The sequence below is a fragment of the Streptomyces sp. NPDC005774 genome, from assembly GCF_042871645.1.
Lineage (GTDB): Bacteria > Actinomycetota > Actinomycetes > Streptomycetales > Streptomycetaceae > Streptomyces > Streptomyces pratens.
On record NZ_JBIAIV010000019.1, the window covers coordinates 1 to 18,699 of the forward strand.

The 18,699-nt window shown below is 70.1% G+C and carries 14 protein-coding genes and 1 pseudogene; 12 read left to right on the top strand and 3 right to left on the bottom strand.

Features of this window, described 5'->3' with window-relative positions; all coding sequences use genetic code 11:
• Positions 1-227 precede the first annotated feature (227 nt).
• The 4 genes from secD (at position 228) to ACFYQA_RS18880 (ending at position 6,489) form a co-directional block, all read left to right on the top strand.
• Entirely contained in the window at positions 228-2,024 is a 1,797-nt protein-coding gene (gene secD, locus ACFYQA_RS18865) for a protein translocase subunit SecD (protein ID WP_388918744.1), read from the top strand.
• Positions 2,025-2,027: 3 nt separating this feature from the next.
• A complete protein-coding gene (gene secF, locus ACFYQA_RS18870; RefSeq protein WP_388918747.1) occupies positions 2,028-3,149 on the top strand; it encodes a protein translocase subunit SecF in 1,122 nt (373 codons plus the stop codon).
• Entirely contained in the window at positions 3,146-3,694 is a 549-nt protein-coding gene (locus tag ACFYQA_RS18875; protein WP_388918750.1) for an adenine phosphoribosyltransferase, read from the top strand. The genes secF and ACFYQA_RS18875 overlap by 4 nt, the downstream gene beginning before the upstream one ends.
• A gap of 218 nt (positions 3,695-3,912) precedes the next feature.
• Positions 3,913-6,489, top strand: a complete 2,577-nt coding sequence (locus ACFYQA_RS18880) for a RelA/SpoT family protein (RefSeq protein ID WP_388918753.1) — start codon at positions 3,913-3,915, stop codon at positions 6,487-6,489.
• Positions 6,490-6,582: 93 nt separating this feature from the next.
• On the opposite strand, the gene ACFYQA_RS18885 is transcribed toward ACFYQA_RS18880, so the two are convergent.
• Together ACFYQA_RS18885 and ACFYQA_RS18890 are read right to left on the bottom strand one after the other, a co-directional pair.
• Positions 6,583-7,812, bottom strand: a complete 1,230-nt coding sequence (locus ACFYQA_RS18885; protein ID WP_388918755.1) for a DUF349 domain-containing protein — start codon at positions 7,810-7,812, stop codon at positions 6,583-6,585.
• A 137-nt stretch (positions 7,813-7,949) separates the two neighbouring features.
• On the bottom strand, positions 7,950-8,771 hold the full coding sequence (locus tag ACFYQA_RS18890; protein WP_388919016.1) for a peptidylprolyl isomerase: 822 nt from the start codon (positions 8,769-8,771) through the stop codon (positions 7,950-7,952).
• 179 nt (positions 8,772-8,950) lie between these two features.
• Here ACFYQA_RS18890 and ACFYQA_RS18895 point away from each other — a divergent pair, with 179 nt between their 5' ends.
• From ACFYQA_RS18895 to rpsD, 5 genes are all read left to right on the top strand, one after another.
• Positions 8,951-9,667, top strand: coding sequence for an MBL fold metallo-hydrolase (locus ACFYQA_RS18895; RefSeq protein ID WP_388918758.1), 717 nt, complete (start codon positions 8,951-8,953; stop codon positions 9,665-9,667).
• Between the two features lie 11 nt (positions 9,668-9,678).
• A complete protein-coding gene (hisS, locus tag ACFYQA_RS18900; RefSeq protein WP_388918761.1) occupies positions 9,679-10,941 on the top strand; it encodes a histidine--tRNA ligase in 1,263 nt (420 codons plus the stop codon).
• Positions 10,942-11,228: 287 nt separating this feature from the next.
• Positions 11,229-11,888, top strand: coding sequence for a vitamin K epoxide reductase family protein (locus ACFYQA_RS18905; RefSeq protein WP_388918764.1), 660 nt, complete (start codon positions 11,229-11,231; stop codon positions 11,886-11,888).
• A gap of 86 nt (positions 11,889-11,974) precedes the next feature.
• Positions 11,975-13,330 carry a replication-associated recombination protein A gene (locus ACFYQA_RS18910; protein ID WP_388918767.1) on the top strand — a complete coding sequence of 452 codons (1,356 nt, stop codon included), beginning with the start codon at positions 11,975-11,977 and terminating at the stop codon, positions 13,328-13,330.
• Between the two features lie 333 nt (positions 13,331-13,663).
• A complete protein-coding gene (gene rpsD, locus ACFYQA_RS18915; RefSeq protein ID WP_055573891.1) occupies positions 13,664-14,278 on the top strand; it encodes a 30S ribosomal protein S4 in 615 nt (204 codons plus the stop codon).
• Positions 14,279-14,395: 117 nt separating this feature from the next.
• Here rpsD and ACFYQA_RS18920 read toward each other — a convergent pair.
• Positions 14,396-14,974: pseudogene (locus tag ACFYQA_RS18920) on the bottom strand (AAA family ATPase); the annotation flags it as partial.
• Between the two features lie 156 nt (positions 14,975-15,130).
• Here ACFYQA_RS18920 and ACFYQA_RS18925 point away from each other — a divergent pair.
• The 3 genes from ACFYQA_RS18925 to alaS are packed head-to-tail and all read left to right on the top strand — an operon-like array spanning position 15,131 to position 18,664.
• Positions 15,131-15,613: a DUF948 domain-containing protein gene (locus ACFYQA_RS18925; RefSeq protein ID WP_381363588.1), complete on the top strand. Its 483-nt coding sequence runs from the start codon at positions 15,131-15,133 to the stop codon at positions 15,611-15,613.
• Between the two features lie 7 nt (positions 15,614-15,620).
• Positions 15,621-15,992 (top strand): hypothetical protein, encoded by a 372-nt coding sequence (locus tag ACFYQA_RS18930; RefSeq protein ID WP_388918771.1) that lies wholly within the window; start codon positions 15,621-15,623, stop codon positions 15,990-15,992.
• On the top strand, positions 15,992-18,664 hold the full coding sequence (gene alaS / locus ACFYQA_RS18935) for an alanine--tRNA ligase (RefSeq protein ID WP_388918774.1): 2,673 nt from the start codon (positions 15,992-15,994) through the stop codon (positions 18,662-18,664). Before ACFYQA_RS18930 ends, alaS begins: the two co-directional genes overlap by 1 nt.
• The last annotated feature ends 35 nt before the right edge of the window (positions 18,665-18,699 follow it).

The following is an 18,699-nucleotide window of genomic DNA, read 5'->3' on the forward strand; positions in this document are numbered from 1 at the left end:
CGCCCCGGGCGGCGCCCCCCCCCGCCCCCCCCCCCGGGGCCCCGGGGGGGGGGGGGCCCGCGCGGCGGGGGGGGGGGGGGGGGGGGTGGTGGGGGCCCCGGGGGGGGGGGGGGGGGGCCCCCCCCCCCACTCCGGGACGTGCCCAGCTCGTGCGGAAGCCCGAGACCATGTCATGGCTGCCCGCCCCTCGACCGGGCGCGAGGCGGCCCGAGAGGGAGTACGAGAAGGTGGCAGCACTCAAAAAGGGACCCAAAGCGAGCGTCACAAGTAAGCCGTGGCGCTCGCTGGCCCTGATTCTGATCGCCATGATGGCGCTCATCGGAGGGATGTTCGCCTCCGGACACGACACTCCGCGGCTGGGTATCGACCTCGCCGGCGGCACCAGTATCACACTGGCGGCCGTCCCCGAGGCCGGCCAGGAATCCGCGATCAACCCGACCAATATGGCGACTGCGGTCTCCATCATGGAACGTCGCGTCAACGGTCTCGGTGTCTCCGAGGCCGAGGTCCAGACGCAGGGTGACCATAACATCATCGTCAACATTCCCAAGGGCACCAACTCCGAACAGGCCCGGGAACAGGTCGGCACCACCGCCAAGCTCTACTTCCGTCCGGTCGTCGCCACCGAACTCGCCGCGGGCGGAGCCGCTCCCACGCCGAGCGGCACCGGTGACGCCTCCGCCAAGGGTACCGAGGGTGAGAAGGCCACCGACGGCGCGAGCGAGGAGGCCACGGACAAGACCACCGACGAGGGGTCCCCGTCCGCCTCCACCAGCCCGTCGGCCGACGCCGCCACCCAGGGCCGTGCGGTCACCGAGGCCCTGAAGGCCGACACCACCCCGTCCGCGACCCCCAGCGGTTCGGCCGAGGCCAGCCCCTCCGCGTCCGCGACGGACGGCGCCCCCGCCGAGGCAAACAGCAAGCTCCAGGCTCAGTACGCCGCGCTCGACTGCACCAAGGCGGACGTCCGCGCCACCGCCGGTGACGGCACCAAGGCCACCGACTCGACCGTGGCCTGCGGCCAGAACTCCCAGGGCCAGTGGCAGAAGTACATCCTCGGCCCCGCCGCCGTCGACGGTACGGACGTCGACGAGGCCAAGGCCGTCCTCAACACGCAGACCGGTGCCGGCTGGACCGTCACCATGGACTTCACGGACAAGGGCAGCAAGAAGTTCGCCGACATCACCGGCAAGCTGGCGCAGAACCCGTCCCCGCAGAACCAGTTCGCCATCGTCCTGGACGGCGAGGTCGTCTCCGACCCCTATGTCAGCCAGGCCCTCACCGGCGGCAACGCGGAGATCTCCGGCAACTTCAACCAGAAGTCGTCCGAGGAACTCGCCAACATGCTGTCCTACGGCGCCCTGCCCCTGACGTTCCGCGAGGACAGCGTCACCACCGTCACCGCCGCACTCGGCGGAGACCAGCTCCACGCGGGCCTGATCGCCGGTGCGATCGGCCTCGCCCTGGTCGTGCTGTACCTGCTGGTCTACTACCGCGGTCTGTCGTTCATCGCGATCGCCTCGCTGCTGGTGTCCGCGTCCCTCACCTACGTGATCATGGCACTGCTCGGCCCGACCATCGGTTTCGCGCTGAACCTGCCGGCCGTCTGCGGAGCCATCGTCGCCATCGGCATCACGGCGGACTCGTTCATCGTGTACTTCGAACGGGTACGGGACGAGATCCGCGAGGGCCGCGTCCTGCGCACCGCCGTGGAGCGTGCCTGGCCGCGTGCCCGGCGCACCATCCTGGTCTCCGACTTCGTCTCGTTCCTCGCCGCCGCGGTGCTTTTCGTCGTCACCGTCGGCAAGGTCCAGGGCTTCGCGTTCACGCTCGGCCTGACCACGGTGCTCGACGTCGTGGTGGTGTTCCTGTTCACCAAGCCGCTGCTGACGCTGATGGCCCGCCGGAAGTTCTTCGCGAGCGGTCACAAGTGGTCCGGCCTCGATCCGAAGGCCCTGGGAGCGAAGCCGCCACTGCGCCGCACCCGCCGCCACTCCACCCCCTCCCAGCCGAAGGAGGCGTGAGAGATGTCGAAGCTCGGTAGTCTCGGCGCCCGACTGCACCACGGTGAGGTCGGCTACGACTTCATCAAGAGCCGCAAGATCTGGTACGGCATCTCCATCCTGATCACCGTCCTCGCCATCGTCGGCCTGGCGGTGCGCGGCCTCCACATGGGCATCGAGTTCCAGGGCGGGGCGGTCTTCACCACCCCGAAGAACATGAGCGCCTCGGTCTCCCAGGCCGAGACCTACGCGGAAGAGGCCTCCGGACACGACGCCATCGTCCAGAAGCTCGGTGACGGCAGCCTGCGCATCCAGATCGCGGCCATCGACACCAGCGCCTCGGACAAGATCAAGACGGAGCTCTCCCAGGACCTGAAGGTCGCCCCCGAGCGGATCAACGCGGACCTGGTCGGTCCCAGCTGGGGCGAGCAGATCGCCAACAAGGCCTGGCAGGGCCTCGGCATCTTCCTGTTCCTGGTCGTGATCTATCTGGCGATCGCCTTCGAGTGGCGCATGGCGATCGCCGCGTTCGTCGCGCTGATCCACGACCTCACCATCACCGTCGGCGTCTACGCCCTCGTGGGCTTCGAGGTCACACCGGGTACGGTGATCGGTCTGCTGACCATCCTCGGCTATTCGCTCTACGACACGGTCGTGGTGTTCGACAGCCTCAAGGAACAGACCAAGGACATCACCAAGCAGTCCCGCTGGACCTACAGTGAGATCGCCAACCGCTCCATCAACAGCACCCTGGTCCGTTCCGTCAACACCACGGTGGTCGCGCTGATGCCGGTGGGGGCCCTGCTGTTCATCGGCGGCGGTGTCCTCGGCGCCGGCATGCTGAACGACATCTCGCTGTCCCTGTTCGTCGGCCTCGCCGCCGGTGCGTACTCGTCGATCTTCATCGCCACTCCGCTCGTCGCCGACCTCAAGGAGCTCGAGCCTGCGATGCGGTCCCTGAAGAAGCGCGTCCTGGCCAAGCGTGCCCAGGGCACCGACACGGGCGACGAGCCGAGGGACGTCCGGGTGCCCGACGACGATTACGAGAACGGGCCGGACGACGACGCTGCCGCCGTCGTCGGCCCACGTGACCAGCCCGCATCCCGCAGCCGCGGGCGCGGCCGACCTTCCGGAAAGCGCCGATGACCGAACTCACCGATATCTCCGCACTGCTGCTGAACCGCATCCGGGACGTGGCGGACCACCCGAAGCCGGGGGTGATGTTCAAGGACATCACCCCGCTCCTGGCCGACCCGGAGGCGTTCACCGCTCTCAGTGACGCCCTCGCCCAGATCGCCGGACGCACCGGCGCCACCAAGATCGTCGGCCTGGAGGCCCGCGGCTTCATCCTCGGCGCCCCGGTCGCCGTCCGCGCGGGCCTGGGCTTCATTCCCGTGCGCAAGGCGGGCAAGCTCCCCGGAGCCACCCTCAGCCAGGCGTACGACCTGGAGTACGGCTCCGCCGAGATCGAGGTGCACGCCGAGGACCTCAGCGTCGCCGACCGCGTCCTGGTGATCGACGACGTGCTCGCCACCGGCGGCACCGCCGAGGCATCGGTCCAGCTCATCCGCAGGGCGGGCGCCGACGTCGCGGGCCTCGCCGTACTGATGGAGCTCGGCTTCCTCGGCGGCCGGGCGCGCGTGGAGCCGGCCCTGGCCGGCGCCCCGCTGGAGGCGCTGCTCATGCTCTGACGAGCGCCGGGGGACACCGTTCCGCCGGCGACGCAGCGTGCCGGACGGGTGGGGCGGACACCGCGCGGGCGGGCACCGGAGGAATTCGGGGCCCGCCCCATGCGTTTCAGAGGTGAACAATCCGCCCACCGGTCCGAGGGAGATCCGCAGGCACGGGATGGCTACCATGGGGGCTCCGGAACCTGATCTGGGGCCCGGATCGCGTACGAGGAGTCCTCTTGGCAGACGAGGCCCAGCACCTGACCGCAGACAAGCCCGAGTCGGGCTCGGCTGCCGCGGCCAAGCCCGTGCCGAGCACGCCCCACGCGAAGAACGACCCGCGCGGGCCGGTCCAGCAGGCCCAGGCCGCGGCGGCGGAAAAGCCCGAGCAGCCACGGCCCAAACCGTCCCCCGTTCGTGACTCCACCCGAGCGGGGGGACCCCCGCCGTCCGAGCGCTCCGCCCCCGTGGTCCGCCCCAACAGCGGGCAGCCGGCCCGTTCCGGCTCCTCCAACCGCGTCCGCGCCCGCCTGGCCCGGCTCGGGGTCCAGCGCGCCAACCCGTACAACCCGGTACTGGAGCCGCTGCTGCGGATAGTGCGCGGCAACGACCCCAAGATCGAGAACGCCACCCTCCGCCAGATCGAGAGCGCCTACCAGGTTGCCGAGCGCTGGCACCGTGGCCAGAAGCGCAAGAGTGGCGACCCGTACATCACCCATCCACTCGCCGTCACCACCATCCTCGCCGAGCTGGGCATGGACCCGGCCACCCTGATGGCCGGCCTGCTGCACGACACGGTGGAGGACACCGAGTACGGCCTGGAACAGCTCCGCCGGGACTTCGGCGACACCGTCGCCCTGCTGGTCGACGGCGTCACCAAACTGGACAAGGTCAAGTTCGGCGAGGCCGCGCAGGCCGAGACCGTGCGCAAGATGGTCGTCGCCATGGCCAAGGACCCTCGTGTCCTGGTCATCAAGCTCGCCGACCGCCTGCACAACATGCGCACCATGCGCTATCTCAAGCGCGAGAAGCAGGAGAAGAAGGCGCGCGAGACGCTGGAGATCTACGCGCCGCTCGCCCACCGGCTGGGCATGAACACCATCAAGTGGGAGCTGGAGGACCTCGCCTTCGCGATCCTCTACCCCAAGATGTACGACGAGATCGTCCGCCTGGTCGCCGAACGCGCCCCCAAGCGCGACGAGTACCTGGCGATCGTCACCGACGAGGTGCAGCAGGACCTGCGCGCGGCCCGCATCAAGGCGACCGTCACCGGCCGCCCCAAGCACTACTACAGCGTCTACCAGAAGATGATCGTCCGCGGCCGGGACTTCGCGGAGATCTACGACCTGGTGGGCATCCGCGTCCTGGTGGACACCGTCCGTGACTGCTACGCGGCCCTCGGTACGGTGCACGCGCGATGGAATCCGGTCCCCGGCCGGTTCAAGGACTACATCGCGATGCCCAAGTTCAACATGTACCAGTCGCTGCACACGACGGTCATCGGCCCCGGCGGCAAGCCCGTCGAGCTGCAGATCCGCACGTTCGACATGCACCGCCGCGCCGAGTACGGCATCGCCGCGCACTGGAAGTACAAGCAGGAGGCCGTCGCCGGCGCCTCGAAGGTGCGCACCGACGTCACTCCGGGCAAATCCGGCAAGGCCGACAAGGAGTCCGCCGCCGTCAACGACATGGCGTGGCTGCGGCAGCTGCTCGACTGGCAGAAGGAGACCGAGGACCCCGGCGAGTTCCTGGAGTCCCTGCGCTTCGACCTGTCCCGCAACGAGGTCTTCGTCTTCACCCCCAAGGGCGATGTCATCGCGCTCCCCGCGGGCGCCACCCCGGTGGACTTCGCGTACGCGGTCCACACCGAGGTCGGCCACCGCACCATAGGAGCCCGGGTCAACGGCCGGCTCGTCCCGCTCGAGTCGACCCTGGACAACGGCGACCTGGTGGAGGTCTTCACCTCCAAGGCGGCCGGCGCGGGCCCCTCCCGGGACTGGCTCGGCTTCGTCAAGTCGCCGCGCGCCCGCAACAAGATCCGCGCCTGGTTCTCCAAGGAACGACGCGACGAGGCGATCGAGCAGGGCAAGGACGCCATCGTCCGTGCGATGCGCAAGCAGAACCTGCCGATCCAGCGCATCCTCACCGGCGACTCACTGGTCACCCTCGCGCACGAGATGCGCTACTCGGACATCTCCGCGCTGTACGCGGCGATCGGCGAGGGCCATGTCACCGCGCAGAACATCGTCCAGAAGCTGGTGCAGGCCCTCGGCGGCGAGGAGGCGGCCACCGAGGAGATCGACGAGTCGGTGCCGCCGGCCCGCGGGCGGGGCCGCAAGCGCCGCTCCAACGCCGATCCCGGGGTCGTCGTCAAGGGCGTCGACGATGTCTGGGTCAAGCTGGCCCGCTGTTGCACACCGGTCCCCGGCGACCCGATCATCGGCTTCGTCACCCGCGGCAGCGGCGTCTCCGTGCACCGCAGCGACTGCGTGAACGTCGACTCGCTGTCCCGTGAGCCCGAACGCATCCTCGAGGTCGAGTGGGCGCCCACCCAGTCCTCGGTGTTCCTGGTCGCCATCCAGGTCGAGGCCCTGGATCGCTCCCGGCTGCTGTCGGACGTCACACGCGTGCTGTCCGACCAGCACGTCAACATCCTTTCCGCGGCCGTCCAGACCTCCCGCGACCGCGTAGCCACCTCCCGCTTCACCTTCGAGATGGGCGACCCGAAGCACCTCGGGCACGTCCTGAAGGCCGTACGGGGCGTAGAGGGTGTCTACGACGTGTACAGGGTGACTTCGGCCCGCAACCGGACGTAGGCCGGCCGGACTGGCCACAGCGCACGACCGGCACGACGGAGGGGCTCCCGTACCGCATGTACGGGAGCCCCTCCGTCGTGCCGGTCGCCGGCGTCAGCCGCCGAACTCCTGCAGCCCCTTCAAGGCCTGGTCCAGGAGCGCCTGGCGGCCCTCCAGTTCCCGCTCGAGCTTCTGGGCCCTGGAGCCGTTGCCCTGCGCCCGTGCCTGCTCGATCTGGCCCTTCAGCTTGTCCACGGCCGCCTGGAGCTGGCCGGTCAGACCCTCGGCACGCGCGCGTGCCTCCGGGTTGGTCCGGCGCCACTCGGTCTCCTCGGCCTCCTGCAGGGCCCGCTCCACGGTGTGCATCCGGCCCTCGACCTTCGGCCGGGCGTCCCGCGGTACATGACCGATGGCCTCCCACCGTTCGTTGAGCGCGCGGAACGCGGCACGGGCGGCCTTCAGATCCGTGATCGGCAGGAGCTTCTCGGCCTCCCCGGCCAGCTCCTCCTTGAGCTTGAGGTTCTCCGTCTGCTCCGCGTCACGCTCGGCGAAGACCGAGCTGCGGGCGGCGAAGAAGACGTCCTGGGCACCGCGGAAGCGGTTCCACAGGTCCTCCTCGTGCTCGCGCTGGGCGCGGCCTGCGGCCTTCCACTCCGACATCAGGTCCCGGTAGCGCGCCGCCGTCACACCCCAGTCCGTCGATTTCGACAGCCCCTCGGCCTCGGCGACCAGACGCTCCTTGGTCTTGCGGGCCTCCTCGCGCTGCGCGTCCAGATGCGCGAAGTGCTGCTTGCGCCGCTTGGAGAACGCCGACCGCGCGTGCGAGAAGCGGTGCCACAGCTCGTCGTCGGACTTGCGGTCCAGCCGCGGCAGGCCCTTCCAGGTGTCCACCAGCGCCCGCAGCCGCTCACCGGCCGCCCGCCACTGGTCCGAGCCCGCCAGCTCCTCCGCCTCGGCGACCAGCGACTCCTTGGCGTGGCGCGCCTCGTCGGACTGCTTCGCCCGCTGCGCCCTGCGCTCCTCGCGCCGGGCGTCCACCAGCTCCACGAGCTTGTCCAGCCGCACCCGCAGGGCAGCCAGGTCACCGACCGCGTGATGGGCGTCGACCTGCTCCCGCAGGTGCCCGATCGCCGTCATGGCGTCCTTCGAGGACAGGTCGGTGGTCTTCACTCGCTTCTCGAGGAGGCCGATCTCGACAACCAGGCCCTCGTACTTGCGCTCGAAGTAGGCCAGAGCCTCCTCGGGGGAGCCCGCCTGCCAGGAACCGACGACCTGCTCTCCGTCGGCCGTACGCACGTACACGGTCCCCGTCTCGTCGACGCGGCCCCACGGGTCGCTGCTCACAGCGCCTCCTCCACATGATGCCTGCGGAGGGCTCTGCTGCCCCCGGGCATCGTCCACAGTTTTCGTCACGGCCAACATAGGCGACCGACGGGATGCCTGTCCGCATCCCGCGCGACCGAAATTCCGCAGCTGGGCGGTCAGGATTTGGCGACCGTCGCCTTGTTGATGACGACCGTCGCGTTGGGGGGTCCGTCACCCGCTCCGGTGGTGTCACCGGCTCCGGCGATCTTCTTCAGGACCTTCAGGCCGGACTCCGAGACGGTGCCGAACGGCGTGTAGCTCGGCGGGAGCGGGCTGTCCTCGTACACCAGGAAGAACTGGCTGCCGCCGCTGTCCTTCTGCCCGGTGTTCGCCATGGCGACGGTGCCCGCCGGGTAGGTGCTGTCCTTGAGGCTCTCGTCCTTCAGGTTCTCGTCCGGAATCGTGTAGCCGGGACCGCCGGTGCCGGCGCCCGTCGGGTCACCGCACTGCAGCACGTAGATGCCGTTGGTGGTGATCCGGTGGCACGTGCTGTGGTCGAAGTAGCCCTCACCGGCCAGGAACTCGAACGAGTTGACGGTGTGCGGGGCCGCTGACGCCTTCAACGCCATGTCGATCGCGCCGCAGGTCGTCTCGAGCGTCATCGTGTACTTCGCCGACTTGTCGATGGAGATCGCCGGCTCCTTCTTCCAGGTCTTCGTCGCGACCTTGCCCTGTGCCGGCTTCTCGCACGGGTCGGGCGCCTTGCTCGGCGCCTCGGCGCTGGGCGTGACCTCCGCGTTCGCGTTGGACGTGTCCTCGTCCTGCTCGAACGCCCCGGCCGTGTACAGCCCGAGGCTGCCGACCAGCACCACACCGAGGACGGACGCGATCACTGAGTTGCGGATCCGCCCCTTGCGGCGTGCCTCGGTACGCCGCTGCTGCTGCCGCAAGAACTTCTCCCGGGCGAGCTGACGCCGCCGCTGCTCCTGGCTGACCACCGGGTTACTCCTCATGCCTCTCGTGTGCCGACCGAATACGCGTGCGGGCGGCGGACCGACTGACTGCGTGTGCCCCGTACCGTATATGGGTTGGCTGAGGAAACGGCAGCGCCGGTAGGCTCTGACCACGGGCGAAGCCCCGTGGCAAGCCTCCCGTACCGACACAACGAAGGACGAACGTGCTCATTGCCGGGTTCCCCGCCGGGGCCTGGGGGACGAACTGTTATCTCGTCGCCCCCGCCGCCGGTGAGGAGTGCGTGATCATCGACCCCGGCCACCAGGCCGCCCCCGGAGTCGAGGAGGCGGTCCGCAAGCACCGGCTGAAGCCCGTCGCGGTCGTCCTCACCCACGGTCACATCGACCACGTGGCCTCCGTCGTCCCCGTGTGTGGGGCGCACGACGTACCGGCCTGGATCCACCCCGACGACCGGTACATGATGAGCGACCCCGAGAAGGGCATCGGCCGCGCCATCGGCATGCCGCTGATGGGCGAGCTGACCGTCGGGGAGCCGGCCGACGTCAGGGAACTGGCCGACGGGACGAGGCTCGACCTGGCCGGTCTGCACCTGACGGTCGCGCACGCGCCGGGCCATACCAAGGGGTCGGTGACCTTCGGTCTGCCCGAGGCGGCGGACGTCCCGCCGGTGTTCTTCTCGGGCGACCTGCTGTTCGCCGGCTCCATCGGACGCACCGACCTGCCCGGCGGTGACACGGCCGAACTGCTCGACTCGCTGGCCCGCGTGTGCCTGCCGCTCGACGACTCGACCGTGGTGCTGGCCGGCCACGGCCCCCAGACGACCATCGGCCAGGAGCGCGCCACCAACCCGTATCTGCGGCAGGTGGCGGTGGACCGCCCAGGGCGCGGCACCGCCGACGCTCCCCGACGAGGAATGTGACAAGACCTTCCGTGAGCACCTTCAAGGCCCCCAAGGGCACCTACGACCTGATCCCGCCGGACAGCGCCACGTACCTCGCCGTCCGTGAGGCCATCGCCGCCCCGCTGCGCGGCTCCGGCTACGGCTACATCGAGACGCCCGGTTTCGAGAACGTCGAACTGTTCGCGCGCGGTGTCGGTGAGTCCACCGACATCGTCACCAAGGAGATGTACGCCTTCGAGACCAAGGGCGGCGACCGCCTCGCCCTGCGGCCCGAGGGCACGGCCTCCGTGCTGCGCGCGGCCCTGGAGGCCGGCCTGCACAAGGCGGGCAACCTCCCGGTCAAGCTCTGGTACTCCGGCTCGTACTACCGCTACGAGCGCCCCCAGAAGGGCCGCTACCGTCACTTCTCCCAGGTCGGTGCCGAGGCGATCGGTGCCGAGGACCCGGCGCTCGACGCCGAGCTGATCATCCTGGCCGACCAGGCGTACCGCTCCCTGGGGCTCAGCGAATTCCGCATCCTGCTGAACTCCCTGGGAGACAAGGAATGCCGCCCCGTCTACCGGGCCGCGCTCCAGGACTTCCTGCGCGGACTGGACCTGGACGAGGACACCCTGCGCCGCGCGGAGATCAACCCGCTGCGCGTCCTGGACGACAAGCGCGAAGCGGTGCAGAAGCAGCTGACCGGCGCCCCACTGTTGCGCGACTACCTGTGCGACGCCTGCAAGACCTACCACGAGGAGGTCCGCGAGCTGGTCACGGCCGCGGGCGTCGCCTTCGAGGACGACCCCAGGCTGGTGCGAGGACTGGACTACTACACGCGCACCACCTTCGAGTTCGTCCACGACGGTCTGGGCTCCCAGTCCGCGGTGGGCGGCGGCGGCCGCTACGACGGTCTCTCGGAGATGATCGGCGGCCCCGCGCTGCCGTCCGTCGGCTGGGCGCTCGGCGTCGACCGCACCGTGCTGGCCCTGGAGGCGGAGGGTGTCGGACTCGAGCTCCCGGTCACCACCAGCGTGTTCGCCGTCCCGCTCGGTGAGGAGGCCCGCCGAGTGCTGTTCGCCAAGGTCACCGAACTGCGCAAGAACGGCGTCGCCGCCGACTTCGCCTACGGCGGCAAGGGACTGAAGGCGGCGATGAAGGCGGCCAACCGCTCGGGTGCGCGCTACGCCCTGGTGCTCGGCGAACGCGACCTCGCCGAGGGCGTCGTCCAGCTCAAGGACATGGAGTCCGGCGAGCAGACCGCGGTGGGCGTCAACGAGATCGTGGCCGAGCTGGAGGCCCGACTGGGCTGACCCGCCCCTCCTCTCACGCGCATGAAGGCGCCGGTGTGTCCCAGCGGGCCCGGCGCCTTCGGCGTCGATGGACCCCGTGGAGTCAACACGGTGGGCGCCGATTCCATCGATCGGGGACTTAGGCTGGAGCGTATGTGCGGCCAGGGCACATACTGCGGCCGAAACCGTACGCCCGCGGGGACTGTCCGTACGCTCTTGTGGCCGGTGGACGGTGAACCCACAGCCACGTGCGGCACAATGGCCCTGCCCGAAGCAGGTCCACACTCTCCAGTGACGGAATCGGCGTGATGAGCAAGACGACAGTGAAGGACGTTTCCATCGAGCCCGACCCCGTGCCGGGGCCCGCCGCCGGGCCACCGCGCGAGGGCGCCGGCCGTGCGTTCGCCCTGCTGCTGGTCATCACCGGCGCCGCCGGTGTACTCGCCGCGTGGGTCATCACGCTGGACAAGTTCAAGCTGCTCGAGGCCAAGGTCAGGGGCGAGACGTTCGTCCCCGGCTGCAGCCTCAACCCGGTGGTCTCCTGCGGCAGTGTCATGGAGAGCGACCAGGCGAGCGTCTTCGGCTTCCCCAACCCGATGCTGGGCCTGGTGACCTACGGCATCGTCATCTGCGTGGGCATGAGTCTGCTCGCCGGAGCGCGCTTCCCGCGCTGGTACTGGCTCACCCTCAACGCGGGCACCCTCTTCGGCACCGTCTTCTGCGCCTGGCTGATGTTCCAGTCCCTGTACCGGATCAACGCCCTGTGCCTGTGGTGCTGTCTGGCCTGGGTCGCCACGATCATCATGTTCTGGTACGTCACGTCGTTCAACATCCGCCAGGGCTTCCTGCCCGCCCCCGGCCGGCTCAAGAGCTTCTTCGACGAGTTCACCTGGGTCATGCCCGTACTGCACATCGGCATCATCGGCATGCTGATCCTGACCCGCTGGTGGGAGTTCTGGACCAGCTGACCGGCGGTACCGCACCGACCCCGGGGTCACGAGGACCGTACCGACCGCGCGTCCGCGCTGTCGGTGCGGTCCTTTAGGGTTTCGGTGTGGAGCCAGACCTGTTCACCGCCGCAGCCGAAGACCGCCAGGAGAAGGACCCGACCGGCAGCCCTCTCGCCGTCCGGATGCGCCCGCGCACCCTCGACGAGGTGGTGGGCCAGCAACATCTGCTGAAGCCCGGATCACCCTTGCGCCGGCTGGTCGGCGAGGGCGCCTCCGGCCCCGCGGGCCCGTCCTCGGTGTTCCTGTGGGGACCGCCCGGCACCGGAAAGACGACCCTGGCCCACGTCGTGTCCAAGGCCACCGACCGGCGCTTCGTCGAACTGTCGGCGATCACCGCGGGCGTCAAGGAGGTCCGCGCGGTCATCGACGGCGCCCGCCGCGCTTCCGGCGGGTACGGCAAGGAGACCGTTCTCTTCCTCGACGAGATCCACCGCTTCAGCAAGGCCCAGCAGGACTCCCTGCTCCCCGCGGTCGAGAACCGCTGGGTCACGCTGATCGCCGCTACCACCGAGAACCCCTACTTCTCGGTCATCTCCCCGCTGCTGTCCCGCTCGCTCCTGCTCACCCTCGAACCCCTCACCGACGACGACATCCGGGACCTGCTCCACCGTGCGCTCGGCGACGAGCGGGGCCTGAAGGGCGCCCTCGCCCTCCCCGAGGACACCGGCGACCACCTGGTGCGCATCGCCGGCGGGGACGCCCGCCGCGCCCTGACCGCCCTGGAGGCCGCCGCGGGGGCCGCTCTGGACAAGGGCGAGACGGAGATCTCCCTGGCCACCCTGGAGGAGACGGTCGACCGGGCCGCCGTGAAGTACGACCGCTCCGGCGACCAGCACTACGACGTCGCCAGCGCCCTGATCAAGTCCATCCGCGGCTCCGACGTGGACGCCGCCCTGCACTACCTCGCCCGGATGATCGAGGCCGGCGAGGACCCCCGCTTCATCGCCCGCCGTCTGATGATCTCCGCCAGCGAGGACGTCGGCCTCGCCGATCCGAACGTGCTGCCCATCGCGGTCGCAGCCGCCCAGGCCGTCGCCATGATCGGCTTTCCCGAGGCCGCCCTCACCCTCAGCCATGCCACCATCGCCCTGGCCCTGGCCCCCAAGTCCAACGCGGCCACCACCGCGATCGGCGCCGCTCTCGACGACGTCCGCAAGGGACTGGCCGGGCCCGTGCCGGCCCATCTGCGCGACGGGCACTACAAGGGCGCGGCCAAACTGGGCCACGCCCAGGGGTATGTGTACCCGCACGACCTGCCCGAGGGCATCGCCCGGCAGCAGTACGCCCCCGACGCCCTCAAGGACCGCGCGTACTACGAACCCACCCGGCACGGAGCCGAGGCGCGGTACGCCGACGCGGTGGGGTGGACCAGGAAGCACCTCGGTCGGAAGCAGCCGTGAGCACCCTGTAGAATCTGCTGAAGCTGCGTCCCGCGTCCGGCCCCGCAAGGGAAACCGGCACCACCAGAGCGGGACATCCAGCCGGAGACCCGCCGCCCCCCGGGGCAGGGAATCCAGGAGCGTCGCGCACCGTCGAACGGTGTCGCGGGCAGCCCACCACCACCCGGATTCCCGGGACCGGCCGGTGGGCCACTCGCGTGCTGCACGTATGTGCCCAGACCAGGGGAGCGGCTGCCCGGCAGGTCCCGCGCGGACCCGCGGGGTTTCCCCGACTGCGGATGCGACCTCCCTTAACCCTGGTGAGCCGGAAACTTTGGAAAAGAGACAAAAACAGTGGCGAATCAGCCCCGCCCCAAGGTCAAGAAGTCGCGTGCCCTCGGTATCGCGCTGACCCCGAAGGCCGTCAAGTACTTCGAGGCCCGCCCCTACCCGCCGGGCGAGCACGGCCGCGGCCGCAAGCAGAACTCGGACTACAAGGTCCGTCTGCTGGAGAAGCAGCGTCTGCGCGCCCAGTACGACGTCAGCGAGCGTCAGCTCGTCCGCGCGTACGAGCGTGCCGCCAAGACGACGATCAAGACCGGTGACGCCCTCGTCATCGAGCTCGAGCGCCGCCTCGACGCCCTGGTCCTGCGTTCGGGCATCGCCCGCACGATCTACCAGGCCCGCCAGATGGTCACCCACGGCCACATCCAGGTCAACGGCAAGAAGGTCGACAAGCCCTCCTTCCGTGTCCGCCCGGACGACGTCGTGCAGGTCCGTGAGCGCAGCAAGGACAAGACGCTGTTCACGATCGCCCGCGAGGGTGGCTTCGCCCCCGACGGCGAGACCCCGCGCTACCTCCAGGTGAACCTCAAGTCCCTGGCATTCCGCCTGGACCGTGAGCCGAACCGCAAGGAGATCCCGGTGATCTGCGACGAGCAGCTCGTCGTCGAGTACTACGCCCGCTGACCCCAGCAGGCACGCGGTGACTCAGCCCGCCGTCTCCCCGCCCTTACGGGTGGGCGAGGCGGCGGGCTGCTGCGTGGGCGCCCCGACCGCCGTCTGCCGCACGCTCCCGTCCGGCGCCGGATCGCCCACCGCGGTGCCGGCCCCGCGCAGTGCCCGGCGGACCGCCTCGTCCTCGCTGAGCGGAGCCAGCGGTACCAGCCGCTTCCCGGCCACGGACAGCGCACGGCGTCCCACGGCGAGCACCCGCAGCCCCGGCGCCCGACGCAGCGGATCGGCCACCAGGTCGGCACAGGCGTCCACCAGGTGCTCGAACCCGTCCAGCACGAGCAGCAGCCGACGCTCCGACAGATGGCCCAGCAGCGTTTCGCGTGGCAGCCGGGTGGTGTGGTCCGTCAGGCCCAGCGCATCCACCACCACGTGGTCGACGAACTCCGCGTCCCCGAGCGCCGCCAGCTCCACCCGCCAGACCCTGTCCCGCGGCGCGCACCGCGCGGCCACCCGGGCGGCCAGCCGCGACTTGCCGACCCCGCCGGGCCCGGTCACCGTCACCAGCGGTGAGGCGGCAAGGGCCCGGGACAGTTCGTCCAGTTCCGCCGCACGGCCCACGAACACGTCCGGCTCCAGCGGCAGATTGCCGCTCGGGCCCCGCGGCGGGCCGCCGTCCGCCGACGCGTCGTCGTACCCGATTTCCCCCATGGAACACGGAGCGTACTGAATCGTGTTCAGTGCGTACGATCGCTTCCTCCGGCTCCGCCCGCGACGGGCGGTAATCCGGTACGGACTCCCGCCGGTGGCGCGATAGGCTCGGTGCACGAATTTCTCGATGTCTCAGGCACGTTTCTCAGGGAGCAGGTGCGCACAGTGTCCGGTGGAGAGGTGGCCGGAATCCTGGTGGCCGTGTTCTGGGCGATCCTGGTCTCCTTCCTTGCCGTCGCACTGGCGAGGCTGGCCCAGACGCTCCGGGCGACCACCAAGCTCGTGGCGGACGTGACCGACCAGGCCGTCCCGCTGCTGGCCGACGCCTCCACCGCGGTGCGCTCCGCGCAGACCCAGATCGAGCGGGTCGACGCGATCGCCTCCGACGTCCAGGAGGTCACCTCCAATGCCTCCGCCCTGTCGACCACCGTCGCCTCCACCTTCGGCGGCCCGCTGGTCAAGGTCGCCGCGTTCGGCTACGGCGTGCGCCGGGCCGTCAGCGGCCGCAGGGAGGACGCGCCCGCCAGGACGGACTCCGCCAGGACCGAGCCCGCGAAGGCGCCGGGCCGCACCGTGATCGTGGGCCGCACCGTCCCGGGCACGCGGCGGGCGAGGCGCACCCGGGGAAAGAAGGACTGACCCAGCGATGTTCCGCCGTACGTTCTGGTTCACCACCGGCGTCGCCGCAGGCGTGTGGGCCACCACCAAGGTCAACCGGAAACTGAGGCAGCTGACGCCCGAGAGCCTCGCCGCGACCGCGGCGAACAAGGCGATCGAGGCCGGCGGCCGCATCAAGGACCGGGCGGTGGACTTCGCACTCGACGTCCGCGACAACATGGCCCGGCGCGAGGCCGAACTGGGCGACGCCCTGGGCCTCGACGCCCCCGTCGGCCGGGAACTCCCGGGGCCCGGCCGGTACGCCGCCATCGAGAACCGAAACAGCCCGAAGAGCAACCCACGGTACGTCGAGGGCTCGGCGTACCTGACGAACCCGTACAACCGGAATGAGGACCACTGATGGAGTCGGCCGAGATCCGCCGCCGCTGGCTGAGCTTCTTCGAGGAGCGCGGGCACACCGTCGTCCCTTCGGCGTCGCTCATCGCGGACGACCCGACTCTGCTCCTCGTCCCGGCCGGCATGGTGCCCTTCAAGCCCTACTTCCTGGGCGAGGTCAAACCGCCCTTCGCACGCGCCACCAGCGTCCAGAAGTGCGTGCGCACACCGGACATCGAAGAGGTCGGCAAGACCACCCGGCACGGCACGTTCTTCCAGATGTGCGGCAACTTCTCCTTCGGCGACTACTTCAAGGAAGGCGCCATCAAGCTCGCCTGGGAGCTGCTCACCAGCTCCCAGGACAACGGCGGCTACGGCCTCGACCCCGAGCGCCTGTGGATCACCGTCTACAAGGACGACGACGAGGCCGAGCGCATCTGGCGCGACGTGGTCGGCGTGCCCGAGGAGCGCATCCAGCGCCTGGGCATGAAGGACAACTACTGGTCCATGGGCGTCCCCGGCCCCTGCGGCCCCTGCTCCGAGATCAACTACGACCGCGGCCCCGAGTTCGGCGCCGAGGGCGGACCCGCCGTCAACGACGAGCGGTACGTGGAGATCTGGAACCTCGTCTTCATGCAGTACGAGCGGGGCGAGGGCATCGGCAAGGACAACTTCGAGATCCTCGGGGACCTGCCGAGCCAGAACATCGACACGGGCCTCGGCCTGGAGCGGCTCGCCATGATTCTGCAGGGCGTGCAGAACCTGTACGAGATCGATACCTCCATGGCCGTCATCGACAAGGCCACCGCCCTGACCGGGGTCCGCTACGGCGACGCCCAGGACTCGGACGTCTCGCTGCGCGTGGTCACCGACCACATGCGCACCTCGGTCATGCTCATCGGCGACGGCGTCACCCCGGGCAACGAGGGCCGCGGTTACGTGCTGCGCCGCATCATGCGCCGCGCCATCCGTAACATGCGCCTCCTCGGTGCCACCGGCCCGGTCGTCAAGGACCTGGTCGACGTCGTCATCGACATGATGGGACAGCAGTACCCCGAACTGGTCACCGACCGCGAGCGGATCGAGAAGGTCGCCGTCGCCGAGGAGAACGCCTTCCTCAAGACGCTGAAGGCCGGCACCAACATCCTCGACACCGCCGTCACCGAGACCAAGCAGTCCGGTGGCACCGTCCTGTCCGGCGACCGGGCCTTCCTGCTGCACGACACCTGGGGCTTCCCGATCGACCTCACCCTGGAGATGGCCGCCGAGCAGGGCCTCTCCGTGGACGAGGACGGCTTCCGCCGCCTGATGAAGGAGCAGCGGGAGCGGGCCAAGGCCGACGCCCGGGCCAAGAAGACCGGCCACGCCGACCTCGGTGCCTACCGCGAGATCGCCGATCGGGCCGGCGCCACCGACTTCACCGGCTACAGCGACACCCAGGGCGAGTCCACCGTCGTGGGCATCCTGGTCGACGGCGTCTCCTCGCCGGCCGCCACCGAGGGCGACGAAGTGGAGATCGTCCTCGACCGCACCCCCTTCTACGCCGAGGGCGGCGGCCAGATCGGCGACACCGGGCGGATCAGGGCCGACTCCGGTGCCGTCATCGAAATCCGTGACTGCCAGAAGCCGGTCCCGGGCATCTACGTGCACAAGGGTGTCGTCCAGGTCGGCGAGATCACCCTCGGCGCCAAGGCCCACGCCTCCATCGACGAGCGCCGCCGCACGGCCATCGCCCGCGCCCACTCGGCCACCCACCTCACCCACCAGGCCCTGCGCGACGCCCTCGGCCCGACGGCCGCCCAGGCCGGTTCCGAGAACCAGCCCGGCCGCTTCCGCTTCGACTTCGGCTCGCCGTCCGCCGTTCCGACGACGGTGATGACCGATGTCGAGCAGAAGATCAACGAGGTGCTCGCCCGCGACCTGGACGTGCGCGCCGACGTCATGGGCATCGACGAGGCCAAGAAGCAGGGTGCCATCGCCGAGTTCGGCGAGAAGTACGGCGAGCGCGTGCGCGTGGTGACCATCGGCGACTTCTCCAAGGAGCTGTGCGGCGGCACCCACGTGCACAACACCGCCCAGCTGGGCCTGGTGAAGCTGCTCGGCGAGTCCTCCATCGGCTCCGGTGTGCGCCGTATCGAGGCCCTGGTCGGCGTGGACGCCTACAACTTCCTCGCCCGTGAGCACACGGTCGTCGCCCAGCTCCAGGAGCTGATCAAGGGCCGTCCGGAGGAGCTCCCGGAGAAGGTCTCCGCCATGCTCGGCAAGCTCAAGGACGCCGAGAAGGAGATCGAGAAGTTCCGCGCCGAGAAGGTGCTCCAGGCCGCCGGAGGCCTCGCCGAGTCCGCCAAGGACGTCCACGGCGTCGCCCTGGTGACCGGCCGGGTTCCGGACGGCACCACCGCGGACGACCTGCGCAAGCTGGTGCTCGACGTGCGCGGCCGCATTCAGGGCGGCCGGGCCGCCGTGGTCGCCCTGTTCACCACCGTCAACGGCAAGCCCCTCACGGTCATCGCCACCAACGAGGCCGCCCGTGAGCGCGGCCTCAAGGCCGGTGACCTGGTCCGCGCGGCCGCCAAGACCCTCGGCGGCGGCGGTGGCGGCAAGCCGGACGTCGCCCAGGGCGGCGGCCAGGACCCGGCCGCCATCGGCGACGCCGTGGACGCCGTCGAGCGGCTCGTGGCGGACACGGCCAAGTGAGCGGACCGGTGAACGATCCCTCGGGCGGCCGGGCC

Bases quoted from the DNA above. Each gene is read 5' to 3' on its own strand.
- secF (WP_388918747.1), top strand. From the start codon at position 2,028: ATGTCGAAGCTCGGTAGTCTCGGCGCCCGACTGCACCACGGTGAGGTC.
- ACFYQA_RS18875 (WP_388918750.1), top strand. From the start codon at position 3,146: ATGACCGAACTCACCGATATCTCCGCACTGCTGCTGAACCGCATCCGG.
- ACFYQA_RS18905 (WP_388918764.1), top strand. From the start codon at position 11,229: ATGAGCAAGACGACAGTGAAGGACGTTTCCATCGAGCCCGACCCCGTG.
- ACFYQA_RS18930 (WP_388918771.1), top strand. From the start codon at position 15,621: ATGTTCCGCCGTACGTTCTGGTTCACCACCGGCGTCGCCGCAGGCGTG.
- alaS (WP_388918774.1), top strand. From the start codon at position 15,992: ATGGAGTCGGCCGAGATCCGCCGCCGCTGGCTGAGCTTCTTCGAGGAG.